This is a genomic window from Vibrio sp. (genome assembly GCF_048266485.1).
GTDB lineage: Bacteria > Pseudomonadota > Gammaproteobacteria > Enterobacterales > Vibrionaceae > Vibrio.
In genome coordinates this window covers 36477-62366 of sequence record NZ_JBLWZK010000017.1, presented here as the reverse complement: position 1 = coordinate 62366, position 25890 = coordinate 36477, and the positions used below count along the sequence as shown (strand labels likewise).

General features: G+C 42.9%; 27 protein-coding genes. 16 read left to right on the top strand and 11 right to left on the bottom strand.

From position 1 onward, the window contains the following. Window positions 1-408 precede the first annotated feature (408 nt). The gene (locus ACN0T8_RS14940; protein WP_417881417.1) at window positions 409-948 is read left to right on the top strand and encodes a gamma carbonic anhydrase family protein; all 540 of its coding nucleotides are present in this window, start codon (window positions 409-411) and stop codon (window positions 946-948) included. 11 nt (window positions 949-959) lie between these two features. On the opposite strand, the gene ACN0T8_RS14935 is transcribed toward ACN0T8_RS14940, so the two are convergent. From ACN0T8_RS14935 to ACN0T8_RS14920, 4 genes are read right to left on the bottom strand one after another with little or no spacing between them, the layout of a single operon-like run. Continuing rightward, window positions 960-1220, bottom strand: coding sequence for a DUF1488 domain-containing protein (locus tag ACN0T8_RS14935; RefSeq protein WP_417881416.1), 261 nt, complete (start codon window positions 1218-1220; stop codon window positions 960-962). A gap of 19 nt (window positions 1221-1239) precedes the next feature. Next, complete coding sequence (gene aroE, locus ACN0T8_RS14930) at window positions 1240-2067, bottom strand: shikimate dehydrogenase (RefSeq protein WP_417881415.1); 828 nt, start codon at window positions 2065-2067, stop codon at window positions 1240-1242. Between the two features lie 39 nt (window positions 2068-2106). Next, window positions 2107-3021 carry an oxygen-dependent coproporphyrinogen oxidase gene (gene hemF, locus ACN0T8_RS14925; protein WP_417881414.1) on the bottom strand — a complete coding sequence of 305 codons (915 nt, stop codon included), beginning with the start codon at window positions 3019-3021 and terminating at the stop codon, window positions 2107-2109. Window positions 3022-3061: 40 nt separating this feature from the next. After that, on the bottom strand, window positions 3062-3619 hold the full coding sequence (locus ACN0T8_RS14920; protein ID WP_417881413.1) for a Sua5/YciO/YrdC/YwlC family protein: 558 nt from the start codon (window positions 3617-3619) through the stop codon (window positions 3062-3064). A gap of 202 nt (window positions 3620-3821) precedes the next feature. Between ACN0T8_RS14920 and purE the strand changes: the two genes are divergently transcribed. Both purE and ACN0T8_RS14910 read left to right on the top strand, forming a co-directional pair. Beyond that, a complete protein-coding gene (purE, locus tag ACN0T8_RS14915) occupies window positions 3822-4307 on the top strand; it encodes a 5-(carboxyamino)imidazole ribonucleotide mutase (RefSeq protein WP_417881412.1) in 486 nt (161 codons plus the stop codon). A 5-nt stretch (window positions 4308-4312) separates the two neighbouring features. Further along, entirely contained in the window at window positions 4313-5449 is a 1137-nt protein-coding gene (locus tag ACN0T8_RS14910) for a 5-(carboxyamino)imidazole ribonucleotide synthase (protein WP_417881411.1), read from the top strand. A gap of 98 nt (window positions 5450-5547) precedes the next feature. Here the strand turns inward: ACN0T8_RS14910 and ACN0T8_RS14905 are convergent, their stop codons facing one another. From ACN0T8_RS14905 to ACN0T8_RS14890, 4 genes are read right to left on the bottom strand one after another with little or no spacing between them, the layout of a single operon-like run. Beyond that, window positions 5548-6138, bottom strand: a complete 591-nt coding sequence (locus tag ACN0T8_RS14905; RefSeq protein WP_417881410.1) for a type I DNA topoisomerase — start codon at window positions 6136-6138, stop codon at window positions 5548-5550. Window positions 6139-6152: 14 nt separating this feature from the next. Continuing rightward, window positions 6153-6623: a DUF494 family protein gene (locus ACN0T8_RS14900; protein WP_027695029.1), complete on the bottom strand. Its 471-nt coding sequence runs from the start codon at window positions 6621-6623 to the stop codon at window positions 6153-6155. 24 nt (window positions 6624-6647) lie between these two features. Continuing rightward, window positions 6648-7799, bottom strand: a complete 1152-nt coding sequence (dprA, locus tag ACN0T8_RS14895) for a DNA-processing protein DprA (RefSeq protein ID WP_417881409.1) — start codon at window positions 7797-7799, stop codon at window positions 6648-6650. 49 nt (window positions 7800-7848) lie between these two features. After that, on the bottom strand, window positions 7849-9000 hold the full coding sequence (locus ACN0T8_RS14890; protein ID WP_417881408.1) for a LysM peptidoglycan-binding domain-containing protein: 1152 nt from the start codon (window positions 8998-9000) through the stop codon (window positions 7849-7851). A gap of 130 nt (window positions 9001-9130) precedes the next feature. Between ACN0T8_RS14890 and def the strand changes: the two genes are divergently transcribed. From def to ACN0T8_RS14865, 5 genes are all read left to right on the top strand, one after another. Beyond that, window positions 9131-9643 carry a peptide deformylase gene (gene def, locus ACN0T8_RS14885; RefSeq protein WP_417881407.1) on the top strand — a complete coding sequence of 171 codons (513 nt, stop codon included), beginning with the start codon at window positions 9131-9133 and terminating at the stop codon, window positions 9641-9643. A gap of 26 nt (window positions 9644-9669) precedes the next feature. Then, entirely contained in the window at window positions 9670-10650 is a 981-nt protein-coding gene (gene fmt, locus ACN0T8_RS14880; protein WP_417881406.1) for a methionyl-tRNA formyltransferase, read from the top strand. Window positions 10651-10769: 119 nt separating this feature from the next. Continuing rightward, complete coding sequence (gene rsmB, locus ACN0T8_RS14875) at window positions 10770-12050, top strand: 16S rRNA (cytosine(967)-C(5))-methyltransferase RsmB (protein WP_417881405.1); 1281 nt, start codon at window positions 10770-10772, stop codon at window positions 12048-12050. Between the two features lie 68 nt (window positions 12051-12118). Then, window positions 12119-13540: a Trk system potassium transporter TrkA gene (gene trkA / locus ACN0T8_RS14870; protein ID WP_417881418.1), complete on the top strand. Its 1422-nt coding sequence runs from the start codon at window positions 12119-12121 to the stop codon at window positions 13538-13540. A gap of 15 nt (window positions 13541-13555) precedes the next feature. After that, a complete protein-coding gene (locus ACN0T8_RS14865) occupies window positions 13556-15001 on the top strand; it encodes a TrkH family potassium uptake protein (protein WP_417881404.1) in 1446 nt (481 codons plus the stop codon). Between the two features lie 279 nt (window positions 15002-15280). Here the strand turns inward: ACN0T8_RS14865 and trhA are convergent, their stop codons facing one another. Continuing rightward, window positions 15281-15931, bottom strand: a complete 651-nt coding sequence (gene trhA / locus ACN0T8_RS14860) for a PAQR family membrane homeostasis protein TrhA (protein WP_417881403.1) — start codon at window positions 15929-15931, stop codon at window positions 15281-15283. An 85-nt stretch (window positions 15932-16016) separates the two neighbouring features. Next, window positions 16017-16802 (bottom strand): sporulation protein, encoded by a 786-nt coding sequence (locus ACN0T8_RS14855; RefSeq protein WP_417881402.1) that lies wholly within the window; start codon window positions 16800-16802, stop codon window positions 16017-16019. A gap of 207 nt (window positions 16803-17009) precedes the next feature. Between ACN0T8_RS14855 and ACN0T8_RS14850 the strand changes: the two genes are divergently transcribed. From ACN0T8_RS14850 to ACN0T8_RS14830, 5 genes are all read left to right on the top strand, one after another. Then, on the top strand, window positions 17010-17135 hold the full coding sequence (locus ACN0T8_RS14850) for a hypothetical protein (protein ID WP_417881401.1): 126 nt from the start codon (window positions 17010-17012) through the stop codon (window positions 17133-17135). A gap of 110 nt (window positions 17136-17245) precedes the next feature. After that, complete coding sequence (locus ACN0T8_RS14845; RefSeq protein ID WP_027695038.1) at window positions 17246-17512, top strand: YihD family protein; 267 nt, start codon at window positions 17246-17248, stop codon at window positions 17510-17512. Window positions 17513-17698: 186 nt separating this feature from the next. Next, window positions 17699-19081, top strand: a complete 1383-nt coding sequence (gene ccoG, locus ACN0T8_RS14840; RefSeq protein ID WP_417881400.1) for a cytochrome c oxidase accessory protein CcoG — start codon at window positions 17699-17701, stop codon at window positions 19079-19081. A 60-nt stretch (window positions 19082-19141) separates the two neighbouring features. Further along, window positions 19142-20143: a serine/threonine protein kinase gene (locus tag ACN0T8_RS14835; protein WP_417881399.1), complete on the top strand. Its 1002-nt coding sequence runs from the start codon at window positions 19142-19144 to the stop codon at window positions 20141-20143. Window positions 20144-20175: 32 nt separating this feature from the next. Further along, on the top strand, window positions 20176-20775 hold the full coding sequence (locus ACN0T8_RS14830) for a thiol:disulfide interchange protein DsbA/DsbL (protein WP_417881398.1): 600 nt from the start codon (window positions 20176-20178) through the stop codon (window positions 20773-20775). Between the two features lie 144 nt (window positions 20776-20919). On the opposite strand, the gene ACN0T8_RS14825 is transcribed toward ACN0T8_RS14830, so the two are convergent. After that, window positions 20920-22443 (bottom strand): YifB family Mg chelatase-like AAA ATPase, encoded by a 1524-nt coding sequence (locus ACN0T8_RS14825; protein WP_417881397.1) that lies wholly within the window; start codon window positions 22441-22443, stop codon window positions 20920-20922. Window positions 22444-22881: 438 nt separating this feature from the next. On the opposite strand from ACN0T8_RS14825, the gene ilvG reads away from it, so the two are divergent. From ilvG to ilvE, 3 genes are read left to right on the top strand one after another with little or no spacing between them, the layout of a single operon-like run. Further along, window positions 22882-24528 (top strand): acetolactate synthase 2 catalytic subunit, encoded by a 1647-nt coding sequence (ilvG, locus tag ACN0T8_RS14820; RefSeq protein ID WP_417881396.1) that lies wholly within the window; start codon window positions 22882-22884, stop codon window positions 24526-24528. Continuing rightward, the gene (gene ilvM, locus ACN0T8_RS14815; protein WP_193000045.1) at window positions 24528-24785 is read left to right on the top strand and encodes an acetolactate synthase 2 small subunit; all 258 of its coding nucleotides are present in this window, start codon (window positions 24528-24530) and stop codon (window positions 24783-24785) included. Before ilvG ends, ilvM begins: the two co-directional genes overlap by 1 nt. Before the next feature lie 28 nt (window positions 24786-24813). Beyond that, the gene (gene ilvE, locus ACN0T8_RS14810; RefSeq protein ID WP_417881395.1) at window positions 24814-25749 is read left to right on the top strand and encodes a branched-chain-amino-acid transaminase; all 936 of its coding nucleotides are present in this window, start codon (window positions 24814-24816) and stop codon (window positions 25747-25749) included. The last annotated feature ends 141 nt before the right edge of the window (window positions 25750-25890 follow it).

Sequence of the window (25890 nt, the reverse complement as noted above, 5' to 3'; positions counted from 1 at the left end):
ATTTGGTCACTCAGTTCATTGATAAATCTTTTTGATTATCATCAACGAGTGCCCACACAGATTGATAGGTTTAAATTATTAAAGAGCGTTGTTCTTATTGAAATCGCTTAGTGCGTCTCGTTGAACAGGGCGGCCATTTTAGCGATTTAAAAGCTCGTGTCAAACACTTTTTTAAACTTTTTTCGCTAACCTTTTTGATAAGGTTTTGACCTCTGACTCGTTGCTGCAGCTAGGCTGCGTGCTCCGTGTCAGTGAGGGCGCATTATAGAGACCTGACTCACATTAGCAAGGGGTTTTTTATGTTTTTTTGCTTTTTTTGATCGTTTGGTTATTTTTGAATCAAAAAGGGCCATTTTATGTAGTTTGCTTGTGGTATTTCGCCATAATTAAACAAGATAAGGAGTAAAAATGAACCATATTCGTAGCTATAAAGGTATATCCCCTCTCATTGGGGAAAATGTATATATAGATGAGTCATCAATTTTAATAGGAGAAATACAAATTGGTAATGATTCTAGTATTTGGCCATTAGTGGCGGCTCGTGGGGATGTGAATCATATCCACATTGGCGAACGAACTAATATCCAAGATGGGTCTGTTTTACATGTCACCCATAAGAGCGTAGATAATCCAGACGGCTTTCCTCTTATAATTGGTAACGATGTCACTATAGGTCATAAAGTCATGTTACACGGCTGTACGATTCATGACAGAGTATTGGTTGGCATGGGTGCTATCATTTTAGATGGTGCGATTATTGATTCCGACGTCATGATCGGAGCCGGTAGTTTAGTTCCACCCGGTAAGCGTTTAGAAAGTGGTTACCTATATGTGGGCAGCCCAGTAAAACAAGCCAGACCACTTAAAGATGAAGAAGCAGCATTTTTATTTAAGTCTGCCGATAATTATGTGATTAATAAAAATGACTACCTGACCGAAGTAAAATAGTCATCATACAATTAGCCCAATACGATTTCACCTGTTGGGCTAAATTTCTCGTCCTCTATTGCTTCTTCTGCTAAATCTTCAAGATCGAAACGAACACGCTCAAAAGCCATTAATGCATTTTCTTTGCTCACCTTTGTATCATCTAATTGAGATAATAAGCCTAGAGAAGCGATACAATCTATAAGCTGTCCAGCTTGTTGAGCTTGGAAAACAACCGTCTGACGCTTATCGTCCCACTCACAGCGATCCGAAAAAAGGATATTTTGGTTCATTATTTAGCACTCTATTTCTTTAACTCTCTAAATTACGGCGTATCTCTCTCAGCACCTGACGTACACTCGGACGTAATCCACGCCATAACATAAAGCTTTCAGCCGCTTGTCCGACTAACATTCCCAAACCATCAAAGGCATGAGATACACCGTTCTGTTTTGCCCAATCCGTAAAATGTGTTTTACCGGCCCCGTAGCTCATATCATAACTGACACTATGTGACATGAAGATCGCGGTGCTGATATCTGGTAGACCACCAGTCAGCCCCGCTGAAGTAGAATTAATGATAATATCAAAGCCAGAATCAATACTTTGCATCGACTGTGCCGAGATAGAGCCATAAGGCATGAAGGTTTCTGCTAACTCTTCAGCTTTACTTAAAGTACGATTGGTTATCACGATATGTTGCGGTTGCTGATCAAGTAATGGTTTTAATACCCCGCGAGCCGCACCGCCGGCACCAAGCAGTAAAATTCTCGCCCCTTTAAGTTGGGCGTGATTTTGCAGTAAATCCTGAACTAAACCTTCACCATCAGTGTTATCACCAATAATCAAACCATCATCAAGCTTCTTTAATGTATTCACCGCTTGTGCTAACTCTGCCCTTTCCGTTAAGCGATCAGCAAATTGATAGGCATCTAACTTAAACGGTGCGGTAACATTGCAACCTTTACCATCTGCAGCAAAAAACTCACGAGCGGCTTGCTTAAAACTATCAACAGGCGCTTCAACAATGCCATATTCCATTGCTTGATTAGTTTGACGAGCAAACAAAGTATGAATAAAAGGTGATTTACTGTGTTTTATCGGATTACCGAATACCGCGTATTGATCGAGTGTTTGCATGAATAGGCCCTTTCCTTGCCCTTAAAGAATAAATAACCGCTACCATTCTCGTGGCTGTAAATAGTTTTGATATAAGTTGGCTTCTGCTGAATCATTTTCCGGAGAATAATCATATTCCCAACGCGCCAACGGTGGCATTGACATGAGAATAGACTCAGTACGCCCACCACTTTGTAGGCCAAATAAAGTACCTCGGTCATAAACTAGGTTGAATTCAACATAACGACCACGGCGATATAGCTGGAACTGACGTTCACGTTCGCCATATTGATGGTCTTGTCTTTTATTCACTATGGGTAAATAGGCTTGCGTAAACCCTTCACCCACTGATTTCATATAATCAAAACAGACCGAAAAATCCCATTGATTTAAGTCATCAAAGAATAATCCTCCGACACCACGAGTTTCATTACGATGAGGCAAGAAGAAGTATTTGTCACACCAAGCTTTATGCTCATCGTAGACATCATCACCAAATGGCGCACAAATCGCTTTGGCAGTATCATGCCAATGCTGGCAATCTTCCTCAAAAGGGTAGAACGGCGTTAAATCAAACCCTCCACCAAACCACCAAATCGGTGCTTCACCTTCTTTCTCGGCAATGAAAAAGCGAACATTCGCATGAGAGGTCGGAATATAAGGGTTTTTAGGATGGATAACTAATGACACGCCCATCGCTTCAAACTGACGGCCCGCCAATTCCGGTCGATGAGCGGTTGCCGAAGCTGGCATCTTATCACCAAACACATGAGAAAAATTGACTCCGCCTTGCTCAAACACTTGACCATCTCGAATCACCCGGCTACGGCCACCACCGCCCAGCTCTCTTTGCCAAGCGTCTTCAATAAATTGGTTGCCATCGACCGCTTCCAATTGAGCACAAATCGAATCTTGTAAGCTCATCAAAAAGATTTTGACCGCGTGTTTATCAACTTGTTGAGTACTATTAACCATCAACCTACTTCTCTTATTTAATATTAGCCTTGTTTAAAAGCTAACCTTGTCTTAATACGTTCGATGTTTTGGCATCACGAATTTCTGTTGGCTGAGTTCTTCCGCCCACTTGCCCTTGTAGAATCGCCACCAGCTTATCACCGAGTTGACACTCAACCTCTTCCGTAGTGCGACAAGGCTCTAACCCAGTCAAGTTAGCACTAGTTGAAGTAATTGGCTTACCAAAAGCTAAACAGAGTTGTTGTACTAAAGGATGATCTGTCACACGAACCGCAATTGAATTAAACTGTCCAGTGAGATGAGATGAAATCCCCACTTTAGCTGGCATTACCCAAGTCACAGGGCCAGGCCAAGTAGACTGCACCGCTTGCAGTTGTTCATCAGTTAACTGAGAGTCATCAATGTAAGGCAATAGCTGTTGATAATTAGCCGCAATCAAAATCAATCCTTTATCTACCGGGCGCTTCTTTAACGCTAACAACTTGTCGATGGCAGATATATTATCAGGATCACAACCGACCCCAAATACACCTTCGGTTGGATAAGCGATGACTTCTCCTTGTTGCAAAGACTCAACAACAAATTCAAAATTATTCACTATAATTTTCTTCCCTGTACAAACGGTAATAGCGCCAGTGTATAAAACCTTATCGCCGATGACTAAAATTTTTTCATCTCAATGTCATTTATTCAGATCAGAATATAGAAACAAGCTGACGCAAACGTTTTCCTTGTCGCGATTTCACAGTATAATGGCGACAATTATTGTATTAATAGCTTGAGTCGTTAAGGAGTGTTCGATGACTGTTGGAATCATTATGGGTTCAAAATCTGATTGGCCAACCATGAAACTTGCCGCAGAAATGCTGGACCGTTTTAATGTACCGTACGAAACAAAAGTAGTATCGGCTCACCGAACTCCTCACCTATTAGCTGAATACGCAGAAAGCGCAAAAGAACGAGGCATTAAAGTGATTATTGCTGGCGCAGGTGGCGCGGCTCACCTCCCAGGAATGACCGCGGCTTACACAAGTCTTCCAGTACTTGGTGTACCGGTTCAATCTCGTGCGCTATCTGGCGTTGATTCACTATACTCAATTGTCCAAATGCCTAAAGGGATTGCAGTAGGTACTCTCGCGATTGGTGAAGCGGGTGCCGCCAATGCAGGTATTCTAGCGGCGCAAATTATCGGTACTCATAATGAAAGTGTAATGGCTCAAGTAGAAGCCTTCCGTAAAGAGCAAACTGATACCGTACTGGCAAATCCGAATCCAGCTGAGGATTAATATTCATGGCAAACAAACACGTTTTAGTACTAGGTGCAGGCCAATTGGCACGAATGATGTCTTTAGCCGGTGCACCATTAAACATCAACATCTCAGCATTTGATGTCGGTAGTGAGCAAATTGTTCATCCTCTGACCCAAAATGTCATTGGTCATGGGATAAATAATGCGATTGCTTCTGCAGATGTGATTACCGCTGAGTTTGAACACATCTCGCATTCAGTGCTCGATATTTGTGAAAAAAGCGGTAAGTTTCTACCCACAACCCAAGCCATCAAAGCTGGTGGTGATCGCCGTATCGAAAAGCAACTACTTGATAATGCGAAAGCGGCTAATGCCAAATATGCGATTATTGAGAAACGTGCAGATCTTGATGCAGCGATTGAATTTGTCGGCATTCCGATGGTGCTGAAAACAGCACTAGGTGGTTACGATGGAAAAGGACAATGGCGCTTAACCGATGCGAAGCAAGTCGATCAGATCTGGAAAAAAGTCTCGGCGGCTATCGAAGCGACACCTCATCAAGCGGTGGTAGCGGAAGAATTTGTGCCTTTTGAAAGAGAGGTGTCGCTAGTCGGTGCTCGCCGTGCAAACGGTGAAGTCGCGATCTACCCTCTTGCTGAAAATGTTCATGTTAATGGTGTATTGAGCCTATCGGTCGCCATTGATGATCCAGAATTACAATCTCAAGCCGCTGAAATGTTTACGGCGATTGCTGATCAACTCGACTACGTAGGTGTATTGGCGATTGAATTTTTCGATGTCCAAGGCAAATTGCTGGTCAACGAAATCGCGCCACGAGTACATAACTCAGGTCACTGGACGCAACAAGGGGCTGAAGTTTGTCAATTTGAAAACCATTTACGCGCCGTGTGCAATTTACCACTAGGAAGCACTCAAGCAATTCGTCATACCGCAATGGTCAATATTCTCGGGCAAGATAGTCTGCCAGAGTCTGTTCTTTCGATGCCGCAATGTCATATTCACTGGTATGGAAAAGAGCAGCGCCCAGGCCGTAAGATGGGGCACATTAATGTTGGTGCTGACTCTCACCAAGAAATGAAACAAGCCCTAACCCAATTGGTCTCAGTATTAGATCCAGCCGCGTTTCCGGAGCTGAAAGACCGAGTCGCTAAGCTTTAAATACGACTACAAAAAAGACCCGCATCAGACAAATGAACGGGGGCGGGTCTTCTTATGTTAAAGATATGTTATATAAAAACTACACAAGCTTTAACTATCTAGCTTTGAGTATGCTGGCACTTACGATCAGCACACTGAATTTTAATACCATTAGCTAAACGTTTTTCAATTAACAAGGGAAAGCCACACTGTTGGCACTCACCTTCAAGCGGTAGTGAATTGATTGAAAATTTACACTTTGGATAAGCATCACAAGCATAAAAGCTCTTCCCAAAGCGAGATTGACGTTCAACTAATTTACCCGTTTTACACTCAGGACAAGTTAGGTTCAATTCTGCCGCTTGTTCAGGTTGCGGAGTGGAAGATTCAATATGATGACACTCAGGAAAGCGACTACAACCAATAAACATGCCATAGCGCCCTTGCCTTAACACCAACTCTCCCGGTAACTCATTACCACCACACTCAGGACAAGGTACACCCAGTTCTTTTATAATATGGCCATCGTTTTGATGAAGTGGTCGAATAAAATCACACTCAGGATAACGCACACAACCCAAAAATGGCCCGTGCTTACCATGTCGTAATTGCAATTTGCCTTGGTGTTCTTCACCACACTTAGGGCAAGACTCATGCTCTAACGCATGTTCATGGGCGGAAAATAATTGTTGGTCGATTTTGTTATTCATTAGCAGCACGCAAATTAATGTACTAAACCTTGTTCAGTCGAGTAGAGTAACTCTTCCATTTGAGTGTAAGCATTTTCATTGCCCGGTACATTAAACAGTACCATCAAGATCACCCACTTAAGATCGTCCAAACTAAACTCTTGGGTTTCTAAGCCCATCACACGGTCAATCACCATTTCGCGAGTTTCTGTAGTCAGTACTTGGACTTGTTCAAGGAATAATAAAAAACCACGACAAGACACATCTAAGCGCAGCATTTCTTCTTGGGTAAAAATACGCGTCGAACTAGCCGAGCCAGTCGCCATATCGAGGCGTTCACCTTGTTGTAAGGCAGCTAACCCTTCGAGCCAGTTTAATGCTTTATAAATTTCTTGTTGGTGAAAGCCTGCCCGCAGTAACTCATCTTCAAGTTCGTCTTGATCAATCATGAGGTCTGCATCGCTATGAATATAGGTTTCAAACAGGTACATAAGAATGTCCATCATAGCTTTACCCTCCGCGGCAACACTTTATCTTGGTTTATTCCCACTATTAAGAATATAACCTCCAGGAACAGAAATAACATGTCCAGCTAACTCAAGCTCTAATATTTGCATCATTACTTCGTGTACCGGGATATGGGTACGCTGAGACAAAATATCAACTGGTGTTGGATCATTTCCTACGTTAGCTAACAGTTGGGGAAATGGCAATGGTTGGGAGTGATTAACTGTTATTTCCGACGTCGCCTGTTGTGTTAAGTTTAGCTGAGTTTGTACCGGTTGATATACATAAGAAGACCGAGATAACGCCGGATTTAATTCATCCAAAATATCTTGTGGGCTCAACGCTAGAATCGCCCCTTGCTTTAATAACTGGTTAGTTCCGGCAAACCCCGGCTGATAGATTGAACCTGGCAAAGCAAACACGTCTCGATTTTGCTCTAGTGCATAACGTGCGGTAATTAGCGAGCCACTACGCTCTGCCGCTTCTACAACCAACACACCTTGCGATAAACCGCTAATAATTCGATTGCGACGAGGAAAGTTTTCCGCGCGAGGTTTTGCATCCGGCCTTAACTCAGAGACCAAAGCACCACCTTGCTGTAAAATTCGTTCTGCTAAGCCTTTATGTCGTGAAGGGTAGATCTGATCGACACCAGAGCCTAACACTGCTACGGTCGTCCCTTGTGCCAATAAAGCACCATCATGGGCATGACCATCTACCCCTAACGCTAAACCACTGGTAATGGTGAGACCATTTTGAGCCAATTGATAAGCAAATTCTTTCGATGCCTTCAAACCATCCAAGCTTGCGTGACGGCTACCGACCATAGAAAATTGCGCGGAATTAACCGCCGCTAATTCCCCTTTGATAAACAATACCGGAGGATGCGAGGACATTTGACTTAATAGATGAGGATAGTTTTCATCTAATGGCGTTAGAATATGATGCTGTGAAGATTGTGCGAGCCAGTGTAAGCATCGCTCGACCTCTGGCTCGGCTTTGTGTTGAATATAGTCAATCTGGTTAGCTTTCAGCCCTAACTTTTGCCACTGCTGTGCCGAGTAGCCAACCAAGTTTTGTGGAGCGTCGACGCTCATCAGGCGGGCCAGCGCCACTCCACCCAGTTTTGGGGTAAAACTCAGCGTTAACCAAGCCGCCAGTTGAGCATCATTCATTTGCAAGCGGTTCCATAATCAAACGTTTCTATAATAAAAATTTGCACCATTAAGAAGCGTTATCAGCCTGTGGTACCGCTGTATGATTCGCTTGCGCATCAACGCCTTCAATCACCGGTTGCTCGGTTAGTGGAGACACCGCCAGAGAATTGACGCCAACCGGCTCTAAGCTCTGAGTGATGAAAGCTAAGCTGAATTTAGCATAAGGACGAATCACCACCATTTGACCAATTGAAACCGGCGGTAAATCTGCAGAACTAAAGCCATTAACACCGATTTCTTTTTCATAGCGGTAATCACCTTTACTGCCATAAACCACCGCACCTTGCTTAGCTAAATTAAAACTACTACCTTGAGTTAAGCCGTCATCAGTACCACGATCGATCACCACCACCTGGTTAGCTGCCATAAAGTGATGATCTTCTATTGAACCTTTAATATTGGCGACCAAACCAACCGGAGCTGGACGAGGTTGAAATATCGTCGATAAGGTTAAGTCATCACCAATCACTGGTAATACAATATCATTTTGCAAAATCTCTTGCTGTTGACTAACGACCTGTAACGCACTGGCTTTATCATTCGATTCTTTTAATTGCGCTTTGGCGACTAAACGTAATGAATAAGCGATAGCATCCACATCATCGCCACTACGTTGATATTTATCGATTAAACGATAGATTGCCCAATCAGGATGAGTCACTTTACCGTCAATATAAATGCGCTCATTGCGACTTAAGAATTTACGCCCTTCACTGGTGCCCAGTACTCGCAAGGCTTCTTCAAGTTGTTGGTCAGTCAATAACTGATCCGACTTTAAATATGGTGAGATTAACCCGTCCGATAAAGTAGAAATTGCTTGTTTATGACTCTTACGCACCTGCGGTCTGATTTTTTTCATTGGCTTTAAGCTCAACAAAGGCTGGCCATTTTGCCAAGTCAACGTCAGCTTATCGCCTGGGTAAATTAAATGCGGGTTGTCAATGTCAGGGTTCACCTGCCATAAACGCGGCCATAACCACGGACTATCAAGAAATAACGCGGATATATCCCACAGTGTATCGCCCTTTTTCACCACATAGGTGTTTGGCGCGCTCTCTTTTAGGACTAAAGGCGGAGTCGATTGAGTGGCGGCAATCACTGAAAAACTCACCACAAAAAAGACGAATAACTTCACTATAAATTGTGTAACTTTAGGCATGACCTGGATTCCTTGGTCGATATTTTGTCGCTTAATGTGATTGGATGCTGTCATTTGCCTTGTAAAATGTCTAGAATTGGAGCAATTAGGTTTAAGCTGTTTTCGGCACAGTTCAATATTTAGAGTGTATATGTCTGTATTACAAGTATTAACATTCCCAGATGATCGCCTTCGCACGGTAGCAAAACCGGTTGAAAAGGTGACTCCTGAAATTCAAAAGATCGTTGATGACATGATTGAAACCATGTACGACGAAGAAGGTATCGGTCTTGCGGCAACCCAAGTAGATATCCACCAGCGTATCGTAGTCATTGATGTTTCTGATGAGCGTGATCAGCCAATCGTGCTGATTAATCCAGAAATCATCGAAAAACGTGGCGAAGATGGCATTGAAGAAGGTTGCCTTTCGGTTCCCGGCGCTCGTGCATTAGTACCTCGCGCAGCGGAAGTCACAGTAAAAGCATTAAATCGCGACGGTGAAGAGTTCACATTTGAAGCGGATGATTTATTAGCCATTTGTGTGCAACATGAGCTTGACCACTTAATGGGCAAATTGTTTGTTGATTATCTTTCACCATTAAAGCGTAAACGCATTAAAGATAAGCTTGAAAAAATCAAACGCTTTAATGAGAAGAAACAATAATTACCCCAATCATTAATGAGGTTACCTTGAGCCAGTCTTTACGCATTGTCTTCGCAGGTACGCCAGATTTCGCCGCCCGTCACTTGGCGGCGTTACTTTCTGCACAAAAAGCTTCTGCATCTGAATATCAAATCGTCGCCGCTTATACTCAACCAGACCGCCCTGCTGGTCGTGGAAAAAAACTCACCGCGAGTCCGGTGAAGCAATTAGCACTAGAGCACGATATCCCTGTATTCCAACCTGAAAACTTCAAATCTGATGAGGCGAAACAGCAACTCAAAGAATTGAATGCCGATCTGATGATCGTTGTCGCTTATGGTTTGTTATTACCACAAGACGTTCTGGATACTCCGCGCTTAGGCTGCATTAACGTACACGGCTCGATTCTACCTCGTTGGCGTGGCGCAGCACCGATTCAGCGTGCCATTTGGGCTGGTGATGCAGAAACTGGTGTCACCATCATGCAAATGGATATTGACCTAGATACCGGTGACATGTTGAAAATTGCCACCATGCCAATTGAAAGCACAGATACCAGTGCCTCTATGTATGAAAAACTGGCGCAGCTTGGCCCGAAAGCCTTGATTGAATGCGTAGAAGATATCAGCCAAGGGCAAATCTTCCCGCAAAAACAAAATGATGACTACGCCAATTACGCCAAAAAGCTCAGCAAAGAAGAAGCCAAGATAAATTGGGCAGATGACGCCGAGCATATTGAACGCTGCGTTCGTGCCTTTAATCCATGGCCGATGAGCTTCTTTAGTATTGCCGATAATAATGACCAGCAACATAACATCAAAGTATGGCAGTCACGAGTCGAGCCGCAACAAGCAGACCATCCGGTAGGGCAAATTATTCGCGCGGATAAAACTGGCATCTATGTGGCGACAGGTAAAGACACCCTAGTACTTGAACAACTACAAATCCCAGGTAAAAAAGCATTGTCGGTACAAGACATTTTGAATGCTCGCAGCCAGTGGTTTGAAGTCGGCAATATTTTAGGTTAATCGCTCGCTAAACGACGATAACCAACCAAGCAAGGCGCAGCGATGTGCCTTGTTTATTTTATCCATGTAACTGATTTATCTAACTTGCGACTTGTAAGTTATCGACAAGAGAAAACATCATGAACGTTCGTGCCGCTGCTGCAAAAGTATTATTTGAAGTTGTAGACCAAGGTTATTCGCTCTCTTCTGCGCTTCCTACTGCACAGCAAAGTATTCGCCCAAGAGATCACGCGCTATTACAAGAGATGTGCTACGGTGCATTGCGTTATCTTCCACGCCTAGAATCCATCGTTAACGAACTCATGGATAAACCGCTGAAAGGCAAACAACGCGTTTTTCATCATTTAATTTTGATTGGTATTTATCAATTAAGCTTTATGCGCATTCCACCACACGCCGCTGTTGGTGAAACGGTAGAAGGTGCTCAAGCATTAAAAGGCCCGCGTTTACGTGGTTTGATTAATGCGGTACTACGTAACTACCAACGCAATCAAGAGCAACTCGATACGCATGCAATTAGCCACAATGCAGGTAAATATGTGCATCCAAGCTGGTTATTAAAATTATTACAGCAAGCCTACCCAGAACAATGGCAAAAAATTGTTGAAGCCAATAACAGCAAAGCGCCAATGTGGTTGCGAGTCAATCGCCAACATCACACTCGTGATCAGTATCTAGAATTACTAAAGCGAGACGACATCGAAGCGGACATTCACCCACAAGCACAAGATGCACTACGTTTGCTGTCACCTTGTGATGTGATGACACTACCGGGCTTCGATCTCGGTTGGGTATCAGTGCAAGATGCTGCTGCTCAGTTATCCGTTGACTACTTAACGCCGCAAGATGGCGAATTGATTTTAGATTGCTGCGCCGCGCCGGGTGGTAAAACTGCGCATATTTTAGAACACACTGCCAACACAGAAGTCGTCGCGATTGATTGCGATGACAACCGCTTAAAACGTGTGCATGAAAACCTAGAGCGTTTACAGCTTCAGGCGGAAGTGATTTGTGGTGATGCCCGTTACCCAGAAGAATGGTGGAACGGTGAGAAGTTTGATCGCATTTTATTAGATGCACCATGTTCTGCTACCGGTGTGATCCGTCGCCATCCTGATATTAAATGGCTACGTCGTGGTAGTGATATTGAAGCATTAGCCGAACTACAAAGCGAAATACTCGATGCAATGTGGCGTCAACTTAAGCCAAACGGTACTTTAGTATATGCAACATGCTCCATAACACCACAAGAAAACGTCCAACAAGTTAGCGCCTTCTTGAGCCGCACTAACAATGTCGAATTAGTGGGTTCAGAGCGAGACAATCCGGGTCGCCAAATTCTTCCTGGTGAAGAAAATATGGATGGATTCTATTACGCGGTCTTACGTAAGACTGCATAATATAAATAAAAAATTGTTGAGACTGTGACTTCATTCCCGAAGCACATCAACTCAATATTGTGGTGACAATCCCTCACCACTTTGCAAGGTTAACTCAAGGTTCACTAAATATTATGAAAATCATTATTCTTGGTGCAGGACAAGTTGGCGGCACACTAGCGGAAAACCTAGTGGGTGAAAACAACGATATTACCGTTATTGACCGCAATACTGATCGACTCAGAGAGCTACAAGATAAATATGATTTACGTGTGGTCAATGGTTATGCCAGCCACCCTGATACCCTTCGTGAAGCCGGCGCACAAGATGCTGATATGTTGGTGGCAGTGACCAATTCAGATGAAACCAATATGGCCGCTTGCCAAGTGGCGTTTACCTTATTTAACACTCCAAGCCGAATTGCCCGCATTCGTTCACCAGAATACTTAGCCGAAAAAGATGCCCTGTTTCAATCCGGTGCCATTCCTGTCGATCACCTGATTGCCCCAGAAGAATTGGTTACCAGCTATATTGAACGCCTGATTCATTACCCTGGCGCACTGCAAGTGGTGAGCTTTGCCGAGAAAAAAGTCAGCCTAGTGGCAGTAAAAGCCTACTATGGCGGCCCGCTGGTGGGTAATGCGTTATCGACATTACGTGAACATATGCCTCACATTGATACTCGTGTAGCTGCAATTTTCCGCCAAGGACGCCCAATTCGCCCACAAGGTACTACCATTATTGAAGCCGATGATGAAGTATTCTTCGTCGCGGCAAGTAACCATATTCGTGCAGTAATGAGTGAACTACAGCGCCTTGAAAAAACTTACCGCCGTATCATGATCGTCGGTGGTGGTAATATCGGTTCAAGCCTCGCTAAATGCCTTGAAAAAGACTACAGCGTTAAATTGATTGAACGTAGTTACCAACGCGCAGAACAGTTATCTGAAGAGTTAGAAAACACCATCGTATTCTGTGGTGATGCCGCAGACCAAGAACTGCTCAATGAAGAGAATATCGACCAAGTTGACGTATTTATCGCGCTAACCAACGAAGATGAAACCAACATCATGTCTGCGATGTTAGCCAAGCGTCTCGGTGCCAAAAAAGTGATGGTATTAATCCAACGCAGTGCTTACGTTGATTTGGTACAAGGCGGTGCTATTGATGTGGCAATTTCTCCACAACAAGCGACGATTTCAGCACTACTGACTCACGTTCGTCGCGCCGATATTGTTAACGTATCATCATTGCGCCGCGGTGCTGCAGAAGCGATTGAAGCAATCGCTCATGGTGATGAATCCACCTCAAAAGTAGTCGGTAAAGCAATTGGCGATATTAAACTACCACCAGGCACGACCATTGGCGCAATTGTCCGTGGTGAAGAAGTACTGATCGCTCACGATAGAACGATTATCGAACAAGATGACCACGTTGTGATGTTCCTAGTCGATAAAAAATATGTGCCGGATGTAGAACGCTTATTCCAACCAAGCCCATTCTTTTTATAAGAGTAAGAGAGTCGCATGGTTAACTATCGTCCCATATCGTTCGTACTCGGATTAGTGTTATCAAAAATCGCACTATTTATGTACGTACCAACTCTGATGGCATTTTTTACCGGTACCGACGGTTTTATTGAATTTGGTCAATCTTTATTAATTACCCACTTTGCCGCGTTTGTTTTTCTGTCACTTGGGCGTACCAAAAACTTCCGTCTCGGGGTGCGTGATATGTTCTTGATCACCACCTTAGTCTGGAGTGTCTCAAGCTGTTTTGCTGCTCTACCCTTTGTTTTTATAAACCATATCAGCTTTACTGATGCTTACTTTGAAACCATGTCAGGCATCACAACCACAGGCTCTACGGTATTAAGTGGCTTAGATAATATGTCACCCAGCATTCTACTGTGGCGCTCTACCCTACAATGGATTGGTGGCGTTGGCTTTATAGTCATGGCGGTAGCAATTCTACCTATGCTAAACGTTGGGGGGATGAGACTGTTCCAAACCGAATCTTCTGATTGGTCCGATAAAAGTAGCCCGAGAGCCAAAAATGTCGCAAAGAACATTGTGGTGGTTTATATCACGCTAACCTTTTTATGTATTCTTGGCTATCTATACACTGGTATGGGGTTATTTGATGCAATTAACCATGCTTTTACTACCCTTTCAACAGGCGGTTATTCCACCAGCGATCGTTCAATGAATCACTTTTCGAATGGCGCGCATTGGATAGGTTCTCTGTTCATGTTCTTAGGCGGTTTGCCCTTCTTATTGTTTGTCACCGCTCTGCGCAAAAGAACCCCCAAAGCACTATTCCTTGATGCTCAGGTACGCGGCTTCTTTTATTTAGTGGTGACCACTAGTTTGTTGGTTGCGTTATGGATGACCTTCCGTAACCATTATTCATTTTTAGATGCGATTCGAATTTCAACCTTCAATATTATTTCAGTCTTAACTACCACCGGATTTGGCTTAGATGACTTTACCGCTTGGGGTGGATTGCCATCAGTCATCTTTGCTTTCTTAATGTTAGTCGGGGCCTGTTCGGGCTCCACATCTGGTGGTATCAAAATTTTCCGCTTTCAAATAGCCGCCACTCTGCTCAATAAACAGATAATGCGATTAATTCATCCATCCGGGGTATTTGTCCAGCGCTATAATCAACGCCCAGTGAACGATGACATCGTCCGCTCAGTGGTTGCCTTTGTATTAACTTTTATTCTGACGATAATTTTTATCGCGGGAGCATTAGGCGCTATGGGCTTAGACCCTATTACTAGTATCAGTGCTTCCATGACCGCGGTCGCCAATGTTGGCCCAGGAATGGGCAGTGTTATTGGGCCAACCGGTAACTTTGCGCCTCTGCCAGATGCGGCTAAATGGTTACTCAGCTTTGGCATGTTAATGGGTCGTTTGGAAATTCTGACTATCTTGGTGATTTTCTTCCCTGCTTTTTGGCGCACTTAACTTTATACCAATACAATTCATTACCTATTAGAACAAGGCATAAATTTTCGATAAGTAGTTGCTCTACAATCAACGTCTTTATAAACGAAAGGTATAACACAGTTATCGAGGCTTTTAACAAGCAAGAATGATCATATAACTAGTGCGATTGGTATTACATATCTCACAGGGACAAAAATGGCAAGCCTAATCAGCTCGTCACTTTTATTCTTATATCGCTACTGGATTCTCATATCGCTATTGTCATGCAACTATTGCACACAGCCTCAATCGACTGAACTACCTTGTTACTGGATCCACGTACCCATAAATACTTATAAAGTGACAAATACAGCCACCAAGTACGAATAGATGCCAAATCGCATGGTTATAAGGAATTCGTTTGTTGGTGTAGAAAAATACTCCTAGTGAATAAATCACTCCGCCAGCGACCAACCAGATAACGGCTCGAATATCTAAATGCGTCGCCAATTGATAAACCACTACCAGCGATAACCAACCCATAATCAAATAACTAATCAGCGAAAAAGCCTTAAAGCGATAGACAAATGAAACCTTCATGATCACGCCTAAAAGAGCGATCGACCAAATTACGATCATCAATCCAATCGCTAAATCAGTACGCAGACCAACCAACAAAAATGGGGTATAACTTCCGGCGATTAATAAATAAATTGCGCTGTGATCTAAGGTTTTTAACCAACGCTTAGCTTTAGGGGAAGAAATTGAATGATATAACGAGGAAGCTAAAAACAGCACTATCACACTCGTACCATACACTGCCATACTGACATAAGTCATGGTGTCTGCATGGTTGGCATAAGACTTCATTAACAACACCACTAAAGCCACGACACCCAATATTACCCCTAGGCCATGGCTAATACTGTTGGCGAGTTCTTCACGAGCGGTATATTCTGCAGACGACATGGCCTACCCTCTAAAGCACACAATGAAGTATCTATTTTGACATATTGAGCTTACAAGTGTAAGCCCAAAATAATCATAATTGCAATTAAGTGCTTTGCTCTAAAAACTCCAGCACCTTCTTACCCGCTTCAAGCGGTGATTCATCATATTGCAAAACCAATTCACGCTTCAATTTATTACTACCAATGAAGCTTGATAGCATGCCGCCCATACCTTTCTTTTGACGATCCACTTCAAACCAGATCTTCAATTCATGTTCAGTCCGATAAGTAACAATTTCCAATTCACGCCAACGACCATGAAATTCACCATGGACTGGCACAAACTCAAACTCTTGCACAAATGGTAAATCAAAGCCCTTCACTGCTTCACACTCAACTTGGCGAATACGCAGTCCCGCTTCTTCTAAAGCAGAAAAAATACCATCTTCCAATGGATCTGGGCGCACGGTTAAAATATCGGTATCTTTAGGATCAGATGCTAAGGCAATATCTAAAGTGGTATCTAGCCACACCTTAGAGTCCCCTAGTGTGATCGGGGTGTTCCAAGGTACCTGTAAATCAACCGAGAACACTTTATCTTGATGTGGATTAATATCGAATGCTTCAGGTAAAGACCACTTATCCAACACATAAGTTTGCGCTACTTTATTGCCTTCTACTTTGCGCCCTTCAGGATTAATTCTCTCAGCACGATAACGACAGCACAGTTTTAGATAAATATTATCGATCGACTGCTCAGTTGCCCCACCATAAACATGCACATCAACCGACACGGTCTGCCCCGGATAGACCACATCTTGCTTTAAGATCGTATCGACGCGCGCCGAACCAATACCTAAACTCGCTAATGTTTTCTTAAAAAACGACATACCTGCTCCTCGTTTTTTTAAATTCCTGTCAATTTATTCACTTAGCGATAAAAAGGATATCGCTTTAGCAATTCTTTATGACTATACTATTACATAGTCGAAAAATTATTCGATTACTGGTCAAATTTAGGACAAACAATCAAAATACATAATGATTGGATCAGGTAACAATAGCCACGGATGTGCGTTTTTATAGGCAATAACTATATGCGTCCTGTTCCTGTTCGAGCTTCATTTTCTCGCGGTTCAGCTTCTCGTCGCCGCCACGGTTTTGCTACGGTTCCTGTAGCGAAAACAGCCAAAGCACCAGTAGAAGCTCCAGAGCAAAAGTAATGTGACTCAAAACTCGATATCTCAAGAGCGTAGCATCATTTAGGTGCTGCGCTTTTTTTTATAATTTGCTACCGTACTGCAATAGTCCTTACTTTATCTATGGTGAAAAAATGAAATGCCATCGCGTTAATGAATTAATTGAACTACTCCACCCTGAATGGCAAAAAGATCCTGATCTAAACCTACTAGAGTTCATCGTTAAGCTTAGTCAAGAAGCGGGCTATCAAGGCAAATTAGAAGACCTTACTGATGATGTTCTAATCTACCATCTCAAAATGCGTAATAGTGGTAAAGAAGAAATGATTCCTGGCCTAGCAAAAGATCAAGAAGATGACTTTAAAACCGCACTGTTACGTGCACGTGGTATTATTGAGTAATGATGACCGGAAAGCCAAGTCACTTGGGTATATACTTGGCTTTTTAGTACATTTTCAATGATAATAATCTCAAAGCTAGATCCTCATTACACCTCATCACAATTCAATCAGATATACTGTGGCACAATAATTTCCGCATAACTAAATAAAGGCAACGTATCTTTATGTCGGACCAAGGGAGCTGCAATGAACCAAGATAGAATTGATGTCAAAATCATAACCCCGAACACCAACCGGGATGCTAATGGCAAAATATATGTAAGAAAAAGCCAAGGGACATTTCAAAAAATGCGGCGTTATGGCGGATGGTTCCTAATGGTATTGTTTGCCTTTCTACCTTGGATCACCTATCAAGGTCACCAAGCCATTTTATTTGATTTACCCAAACAGCAATTTGTTTTCTTTGGCGCGACTTTCTTTCCACAAGATTTGACCTTATTGGCCATCATTTTTGTGATCGCAGCCTTTGGTTTATTTTTTATCACCACCTTTTTAGGGCGAGTATGGTGTGGTTACCTGTGCCCACAAACTGTATGGACCTTTATTTTTATCTGGTTAGAAGAAAAACTAGAAGGCTCAGCTAACAAACGACGCAAACAAGATAATAGTAAATACACAACCAATCTTATGCTGCGTAAAACCATAAAGCACATTGCTTGGTGGGCTATTTCGATTATCACTGGTTTAGTGTTTGTCGGTTACTTTATTCCCGTCCGTGAACTCTTTAGTGAATTTGCCACCTTTGAATTAAGCTTTTGGCCTGCATTTTGGGTATGGTTCTTTGCTGCTTGCACTTATGGTAACGCCGGCTGGATGCGCTCAATTATGTGTTTGCACATGTGTCCTTATGCGCGCTTCCAATCGGCAATGTTTGATAAAGACACCTACATCGTCGGCTACGATGCCAAGCGCGGCGAACAAAGAGGTCCACGCTCACGTAAAGCAGAAAAACCAGCTGATTTAGGAGATTGCATCGACTGTAACTTATGCGTACAAGTGTGCCCAACCGGCATCGATATTCGTGACGGCTTACAATATGAATGTATCAACTGTGGCGCTTGTATTGATGCTTGTGATCAAACAATGGATCGCATGGGCTACCCTCGCGGTTTAATCAGTTACACCACCGAACATAAACTGGCGGGCAACAAAACCAAAATCATGCGTCCTAAATTAATTGGCTATGGAATTACTCTCGTCTTAATGCTAGGGCTGTTTATCAGTCAAGTGACAACAGTCGATCCGGTTAATATGAGTGTGCTGCGTGATCGCAACCAAATGTATCGAGTGGATAATCAAGGTTGGATAGAAAATACCTACACCTTAAAAATCCTAAACAAAACCCAGCAAACTCAGCAATATCATATTGATGTGGAAGGGTTAACCGATGTGAAATGGTATGGCAGCCAAACCATTCAAGTTCCTGCTGGTCAATTGGTGAGTAAACCACTCACTCTAGCGGTGAACCCTGATGAGTTAAGCTCGCCGATCATCAAGTTTAAGTTTATACTCAGCGACGATAGCGGGTTTAACCTAAATGTAGAAAGTCGCTTTATTAAGAAGCTTTAATTCACATAACAAGTTAACAATCACATAAGGAAGGGCTAAGTAATTGGCCCTTTTTATTATATGAATAACGATAATGCGCCAACCATGGCTTTCAACTTTGAAGCCTTAACGCCCGACTTTATGTGGTATGCCTTAGAAAGTATTGGCGTCAGAGCCGAATCGGGTTTACTGGCTCTTAACAGCTATGAAAACCGGGTATACCAATTTATCGATGAAGATAAAAAACGTTATGTAGTGAAATTTTATCGCCCACAACGTTGGTCACAAGCGCAAATCATAGAAGAACATCAATTCACCCAAGAATTACTGGAACAAGATATTCCAGTTGCTCCTCCTTGCGTGATTAATGGCATGACGCTACATCAATACCAAGGCTACTACTTTGCGCTATTTAAAAGTGTTGGTGGCCGTCAGTTTGAAGTGGATAATCTCGATCAAATGGAATGGGTAGGCCGCTTTATGGGGCGTATTCACCAAGTCAGCCAAGCTAAATCATTTGAGCATCGTCCAACTATCAGCCTAGATGAATACTTATACCAACCGCGTCAATTACTGCAACAATCAAGCTTTATTCCAAGCTATTTAGAGAAAAGCTTTTTCAGCGACCTTGATATGCTGATCGAACAATTAGAACGACATTGGTTTGAACCTAAGCAACTCATCCGTTTACACGGTGATTGCCATCCCGGCAATATTTTATGGCGTGATGGCCCAATGTTTGTTGATCTTGACGATGCGCGTAATGGTCCGGCAGTGCAAGATTTATGGATGCTACTCAGTGGTGAACGTTCAGAAAAATTAATGCAGCTCGATATTATTCTTGAGGCTTATAGCGAGTTTTCACATTTTGATACGAATCAATTGAAACTGATTGAGCCTTTACGCGGTCTTAGAATGGTCCACTACATGGCTTGGCTGGCAAAACGTTGGCATGATCCAGCTTTTCCGATTGCATTTCCTTGGTTTAACGATGCAAAATACTGGGAAAATCAAGTACTGGCATTTAAAGAACAAATTTCAGCTTTGCAAGAACCGACGTTATCGTTAACACCACAATGGTAACTCACCTAAAATGAAATGGAGTTAATTCTACAATGAAAAAAATCTTTACCCTGTTTGCTGCTCTGGTATTGAGTTTTGCTGCTCAAGCAGAACGATTTCCTGAAGGTGATTACTACAAAGTGATTGACCTACCGGCTGCTAGCTCACCAACTGTGACTGAGTTTTTCTCTTTCTACTGCCCACACTGTCATGAATTCGAACCTATGATTGGCGCACTAAAAAAACATCTTGATGGAAATGCCGATTTTGAAAAAGTGCCGGTTTCATTCATGGGTGGCAATATGGGCAAGCCAATGAGTAAAGCTTACGCAACGATGGTTTCTCTAGATGTAGAAGACAAACTGGTTCCAGTTATGTTTAACCGCATTCATGTACAACGTAATCCGCCAAAAGATGAAGCTGAATTACGCCAAATTTTCCTAGATAACGGGGTATCTTCGGCTGATTTTGATGGTACTTATAACAGCTTTGCGGTTGATTCAATGGTACGTCGCTTTGATAAAGCCTTTAAAGATAGCGGCCTTTCTGGTGTTCCAACCGTTGTGGTAAACAACAAGTACGTTGTTGATGCGAGCAAAATTAAAGATATTAATGAGTACTTTGATTTAATTGATTTCTTATTGAAGAAGTAATCAAACCGACTCATAAACAAAACGGGAAGCGAATTGGCTTCCCGTTTTTTATTTGTTTTCAGTGCAGATAAAATCTACATTAAATCACTAAAACTTATTTATAATTATAAGCTTACCTATAATCAAAAACCTAGCATTATAACTCTATACCGCTTGTGCCGTTAACTGCTTTAATAAGCGATCCATATTGCGATAACCTAACGCTTCCGCTAAATGGGCTTTTTCAATCCACTCTGCTTGTGATAAGTCAGCAATAGTACGGGCGACTTTCAAGATACGATGATAAGCACGCACCGATAATCCCAATTGATGGAGCGCTTGTTCTAAAAATTCCGCATCCGCTTTAGCAAGTTTACATACTTGCTCAATTTCACGGCTGTTTAATAACGCGTTGACCTTACCACTGCGCGCTAACATCAATTGACGAGCTTGCCAGACTCTCTGTTTGACTACTTGCGTTGGTTCTCCGCGATCACCACCTTGCGATAACGTTCCTTTTGGTAATGCAGGAATTTCAATCGACATATCAAAACGATCCAGTAATGGACCAGATAAACGACTCAAATAGCGCAAAATAGTTTGTGGATTAGCGCGGCTTTGTGAACCTTCATAATACCCAGTTGGGCTCGGGTTGAGTGCACCAACCAATTGAAATCGAGCTGGGAAACGGGTTTTTCCGGCAGCACGAGAAATAATAATTTCACCCGATTCTAAAGGTTCACGCAGCGAATCTAACACTTTGCGGTCAAATTCCGGCATTTCATCTAAAAATAACAAGCCATTGTGCGCTAATGAAATTTCTCCTGGCCTTGGGATTGAGCCTCCGCCGACTAACGCTGCCATTGAACTAGAATGGTGAGGAGAGCGAAATGGCCTATTTTTCCAGTTATGATGATTAATTTCTAATTCCGTTAATGAGGCCACCGAAGCACTTTCTAACGCTTCATCATCACTCATCTCTGGTAACAAATCACATAAACGAGAAGCCAACATGGTTTTGCCGGTTCCCGGTGGGCCTAAAAATAACAAGTTATGCGAACCTGCCGCGGCAATTTCGAGTGCCCGCTTACCTTGCTGCTGACCAATAATATCTTGTAAATCACGATCATTATTTGTCTTAGGTTGTACGTTGTCAGTAGTAAATAATCCCATGGTTTGCTGACCACATAGATCAGCACACACTTCCAATAAGGTAGTCGCTGATTTATGCACTTCTTGGCCAACGAGCGCTGCTTGATCGCCATTATCTTTTGGGACGACTAAGGTTCTCTGTTGTTTAATACAAGCTAATGCTGCGGGAAGTACACCTTTAACTCTTCTAAGTTCTCCAGACAAAGCCAATTCACCGACAAACTCATGGCTGTCGAGTTTATTAATTGCGATTTGTTGAGAAGCAGCCAAAATACCTAATGCAATCGGCAGATCAAAACGACCTCCTTCTTTAGGTAAATCGGCCGGCGCTAAATTGACCGTGATTCTTTTGGCAGGAAATTCAAAGTTTGAATTTAAAATTGCGCTACGCACCCGATCTTTAGCTTCTTTGACCGTGGTTTCTGGAAGTCCGACTAAAGAAAATCCCGGCATACCGTTGCTTATGTGAACCTCAACGGTCACCTCTGGCGCCTCTACCCCCACACAGGCTCGACTATGTATGATTGCTAATTCCATTTATCTATCCACTTCTTTTATATTTTGATTAGGTACTCCTGTATACAAGCTTTGAAGTAAGCCATATGGTGAAAAAAGTGTGAGTTTTTGCTTGTAATATGATCAATTTATGTGATACCACTAATACTACAGATTACGTTACGCTTTCAAATGGAATTGGAATGAACCCTATCGCTCGTATTCACACTCTGATTATTCTCCTAGTCGTGGTCATTATTCGGTCCGCGCGGGGATTAGTGAGCGATAAGTAACACCAAACACTATCAAGCCCCCGCACTTTAAGTCGGGGGCTTTTTTTTATCTCTTTTTAAACATAAAAATTTACCATTGGTCATGACAATAATAATAAATTAATACCAATAAAGTAGGACAAGGAATACGCCTCATGCAGACACAATACATGGAAGACAAACCGCAAAACGCGCAGGAGACTAAACGATGAATGGAGCAGAATTAGTAGTCAGCGCACTACAGCAAGAAGGTATAAAAACCGTATTTGGTTACCCTGGTGGCGCAATCATGCCAATTTACGATGCCCTGTATGATGGCGATGTCGAACATATCTTATGTCGTCACGAGCAAGGTGCTGCAATGGCAGCGATTGGGATGGCTCGTTCAACACAAGACGTTGCCGTTTGTATGGCTACATCCGGCCCCGGTGCCACTAACCTAGTTACCGGTCTTGCCGATGCCCTCATGGATTCGATCCCGATTGTTGCCATCACAGGACAAGTTGCCAGCACTCATATCGGTACCGATGCTTTCCAAGAAATGGATGTAATCGGTATGTCACTATCGTGTTGTAAGCACAGTTACTTAGTGACGGATATCAACGATCTCGCTCCCACTCTTTCTGAAGCCTTTGAGTTAGCCAAATCTGGTCGCCCCGGTCCAGTATTAGTCGATATCGCTAAAGATGTTCAATTAGCTCAAGCGCCAACCAAGATACTGCCTGAATTTACTCCCCCTTCGATTCCAGTTGCAACTCAACAAGCCATCGAAGAAGCTCAGCAAGTTTTATCTAATAGTCATAAGCCTGTTTTATATGTCGGCGGCGGTGTTCAACTCGCTCATGCAACCGATACAGTACGTGAGTTTTTAAAGTTAAACCCAATCCCAACCGTCAGCACTCTAAAAGGCTTAGGCACCATTGAGCGTCATTATCCACACTACCTAGGTATGCTTGGCATGCATGGCACCAAAGCCGCTAACCTAGTCGTGCAAGAATGTGACTTATTAATAGTAGTCGGTGCGCGTTTTGATGACCGAGTAACCGGCAAGCTAGATACCTTTGCGCCACACGCCAAAGTGATTCATTTAGATATTGACGCAGCCGAATTTAATAAACTTCGTCATGCCCACGCGCCATTACGCGGCGATCTCAACCTACTACTGCCGCAACTGGAAGTGAGTAATGATGTTACTGAGTGGAACGAACATTGCGACCGTTTAAGAAAGAAATTCAAATGGCGCTACGATCACCCGGGTGATTTGATTTATGCGCCAAAATTGTTGAAACAACTGTCAGATATGATGCCAGACAGTTCGATGATTTCGACTGACGTAGGCCAACACCAGATGTGGGCAGCTCAACATATCCAACCGCGCGCGCCACAAAACTACATCACCTCAGCTGGTCTTGGTACCATGGGCTTTGGTTTGCCAGCAGCAATGGGGGCTAAAGTTGCACGTCCAAATGATGAGTCAATTCTGATCACTGGCGATGGCTCTTTTATGATGAACATCCAAGAGCTTGGAACATTAAAGCGTCGCAAAATTCCAGTAAAAATGGTGCTGCTAAACAACCAACGTTTAGGCATGGTTCGTCAATGGCAATCACTATTTTTTGATGGTCGCCACAGTGAAACTGTTTTAGATGACAACCCAGATTTCATCATGCTAGCTAAAGCATTTGATATTCCGGGTAAAACGATTACTCGCAAAGAAGAAGTTGAGCCAGCATTAAAAGAGATGCTCGCCAGTGAAACGCCTTACTTATTACACGTTTTAATTTCAGAAGAAGAAAATGTTTGGCCATTAGTGCCACCGGGCGCCGCAAACCAAGATATGTTGGAGAACACCTAATGGACAGATATCAATTAAACATAAAAGCAGACGACAAACCCGTATTGTTAGAGCGAGTGTTGCGCGTGATTCGACATCGTGGTTTTATAATCCGACAAGTGATCGCCACAGTGAACCACGAAAGTAATGTTGCAACAGTGGAAATCATTGTTGATAGCAACCGACCTATCACGATTTTGATCAATCAGATTGAGAAGCTATGGGACATTCGCACCGTCGAAACTCAACTGCTGCAAACACATTTAGTAGAAGAATAAAAACATCGAATTGAAAAGGAAGACCGAGATGGCTACAAATACCGCAGATTTTATTTGGTTTAATGGAAAAATGGTGCCTTGGGCTGAGGCTAATGTCCACGTCTTAACGCATGCTATGCACTATGGTACTTCGGTATTTGAAGGTATTCGTTGTTACAATACTCCAAATGGTCCAATTGTGTTCCGCCATAAGGAGCACATGGATCGTTTGAAAGATTCAGCAAAAATCTACCGCTTCCCAATTCCATATTCAGTAGAAGAAATGATGGAAGCTTGTCGTGAAACTCTACGCGTTAACAAGTTAGATTCTGCTTATATTCGTCCATTAGGTTTTGTCGGTAATGTTGGTCTAGGGGTTTGCCCACCAGTCGATTCAGAAATGGAAGTGATCATTGCCGCTTTCCCTTGGGGTTCTTACCTAGGTGAAGAAGCTTTGGCTAATGGTGTCGATGCAATGATTTCAAGCTGGAACCGCGCTGCGCCAAACACCATTCCAACCGCGGCCAAAGCCGGTGGTAACTACCTTTCTTCTTTATTGGTCGGTGGTGAAGCTCGTCGTCATGGTTACGATGAAGGCATTGCATTGAGCGTGAATGGTTATATTTCAGAAGGCGCGGGTGAAAATATCTTCGTGGTGAAGAATGGCAAGATTGTCACACCTCCTGCCACCAGCTCAATTCTGCCGGGTATTACTCGTGATTCAATTGTTATCCTAGCCAAAGAGCTCGGTTATGAAATTGAAGAAGCCAATATTGCTCGTGAAGCACTCTACCTTGCCGATGAAATCTTTATGACTGGCACTGCAGCTGAAATTGTACCTGTACGTAGTGTCGACCAAATTACGGTTGGCGCTGGCAAACGCGGTCCAATTACCGAGCATATTCAATCAAGCTTCTTCGGCTTATTTGACGGTACTACCGAAGACAAATGGGGCTGGTTAGATCCAGTATACCCTACAAAATAAATGACTTTTTAACTCACTTTATAGAATTTAAATATATCACTCTATCTCCAAAGTAATTGAAGTTGCAACGAGGCAACAACTGAATAAATCCCCTGGGGCTTAGCTCGTCTAAGACTTCTTTTTAAGAAATGGGGACGAATG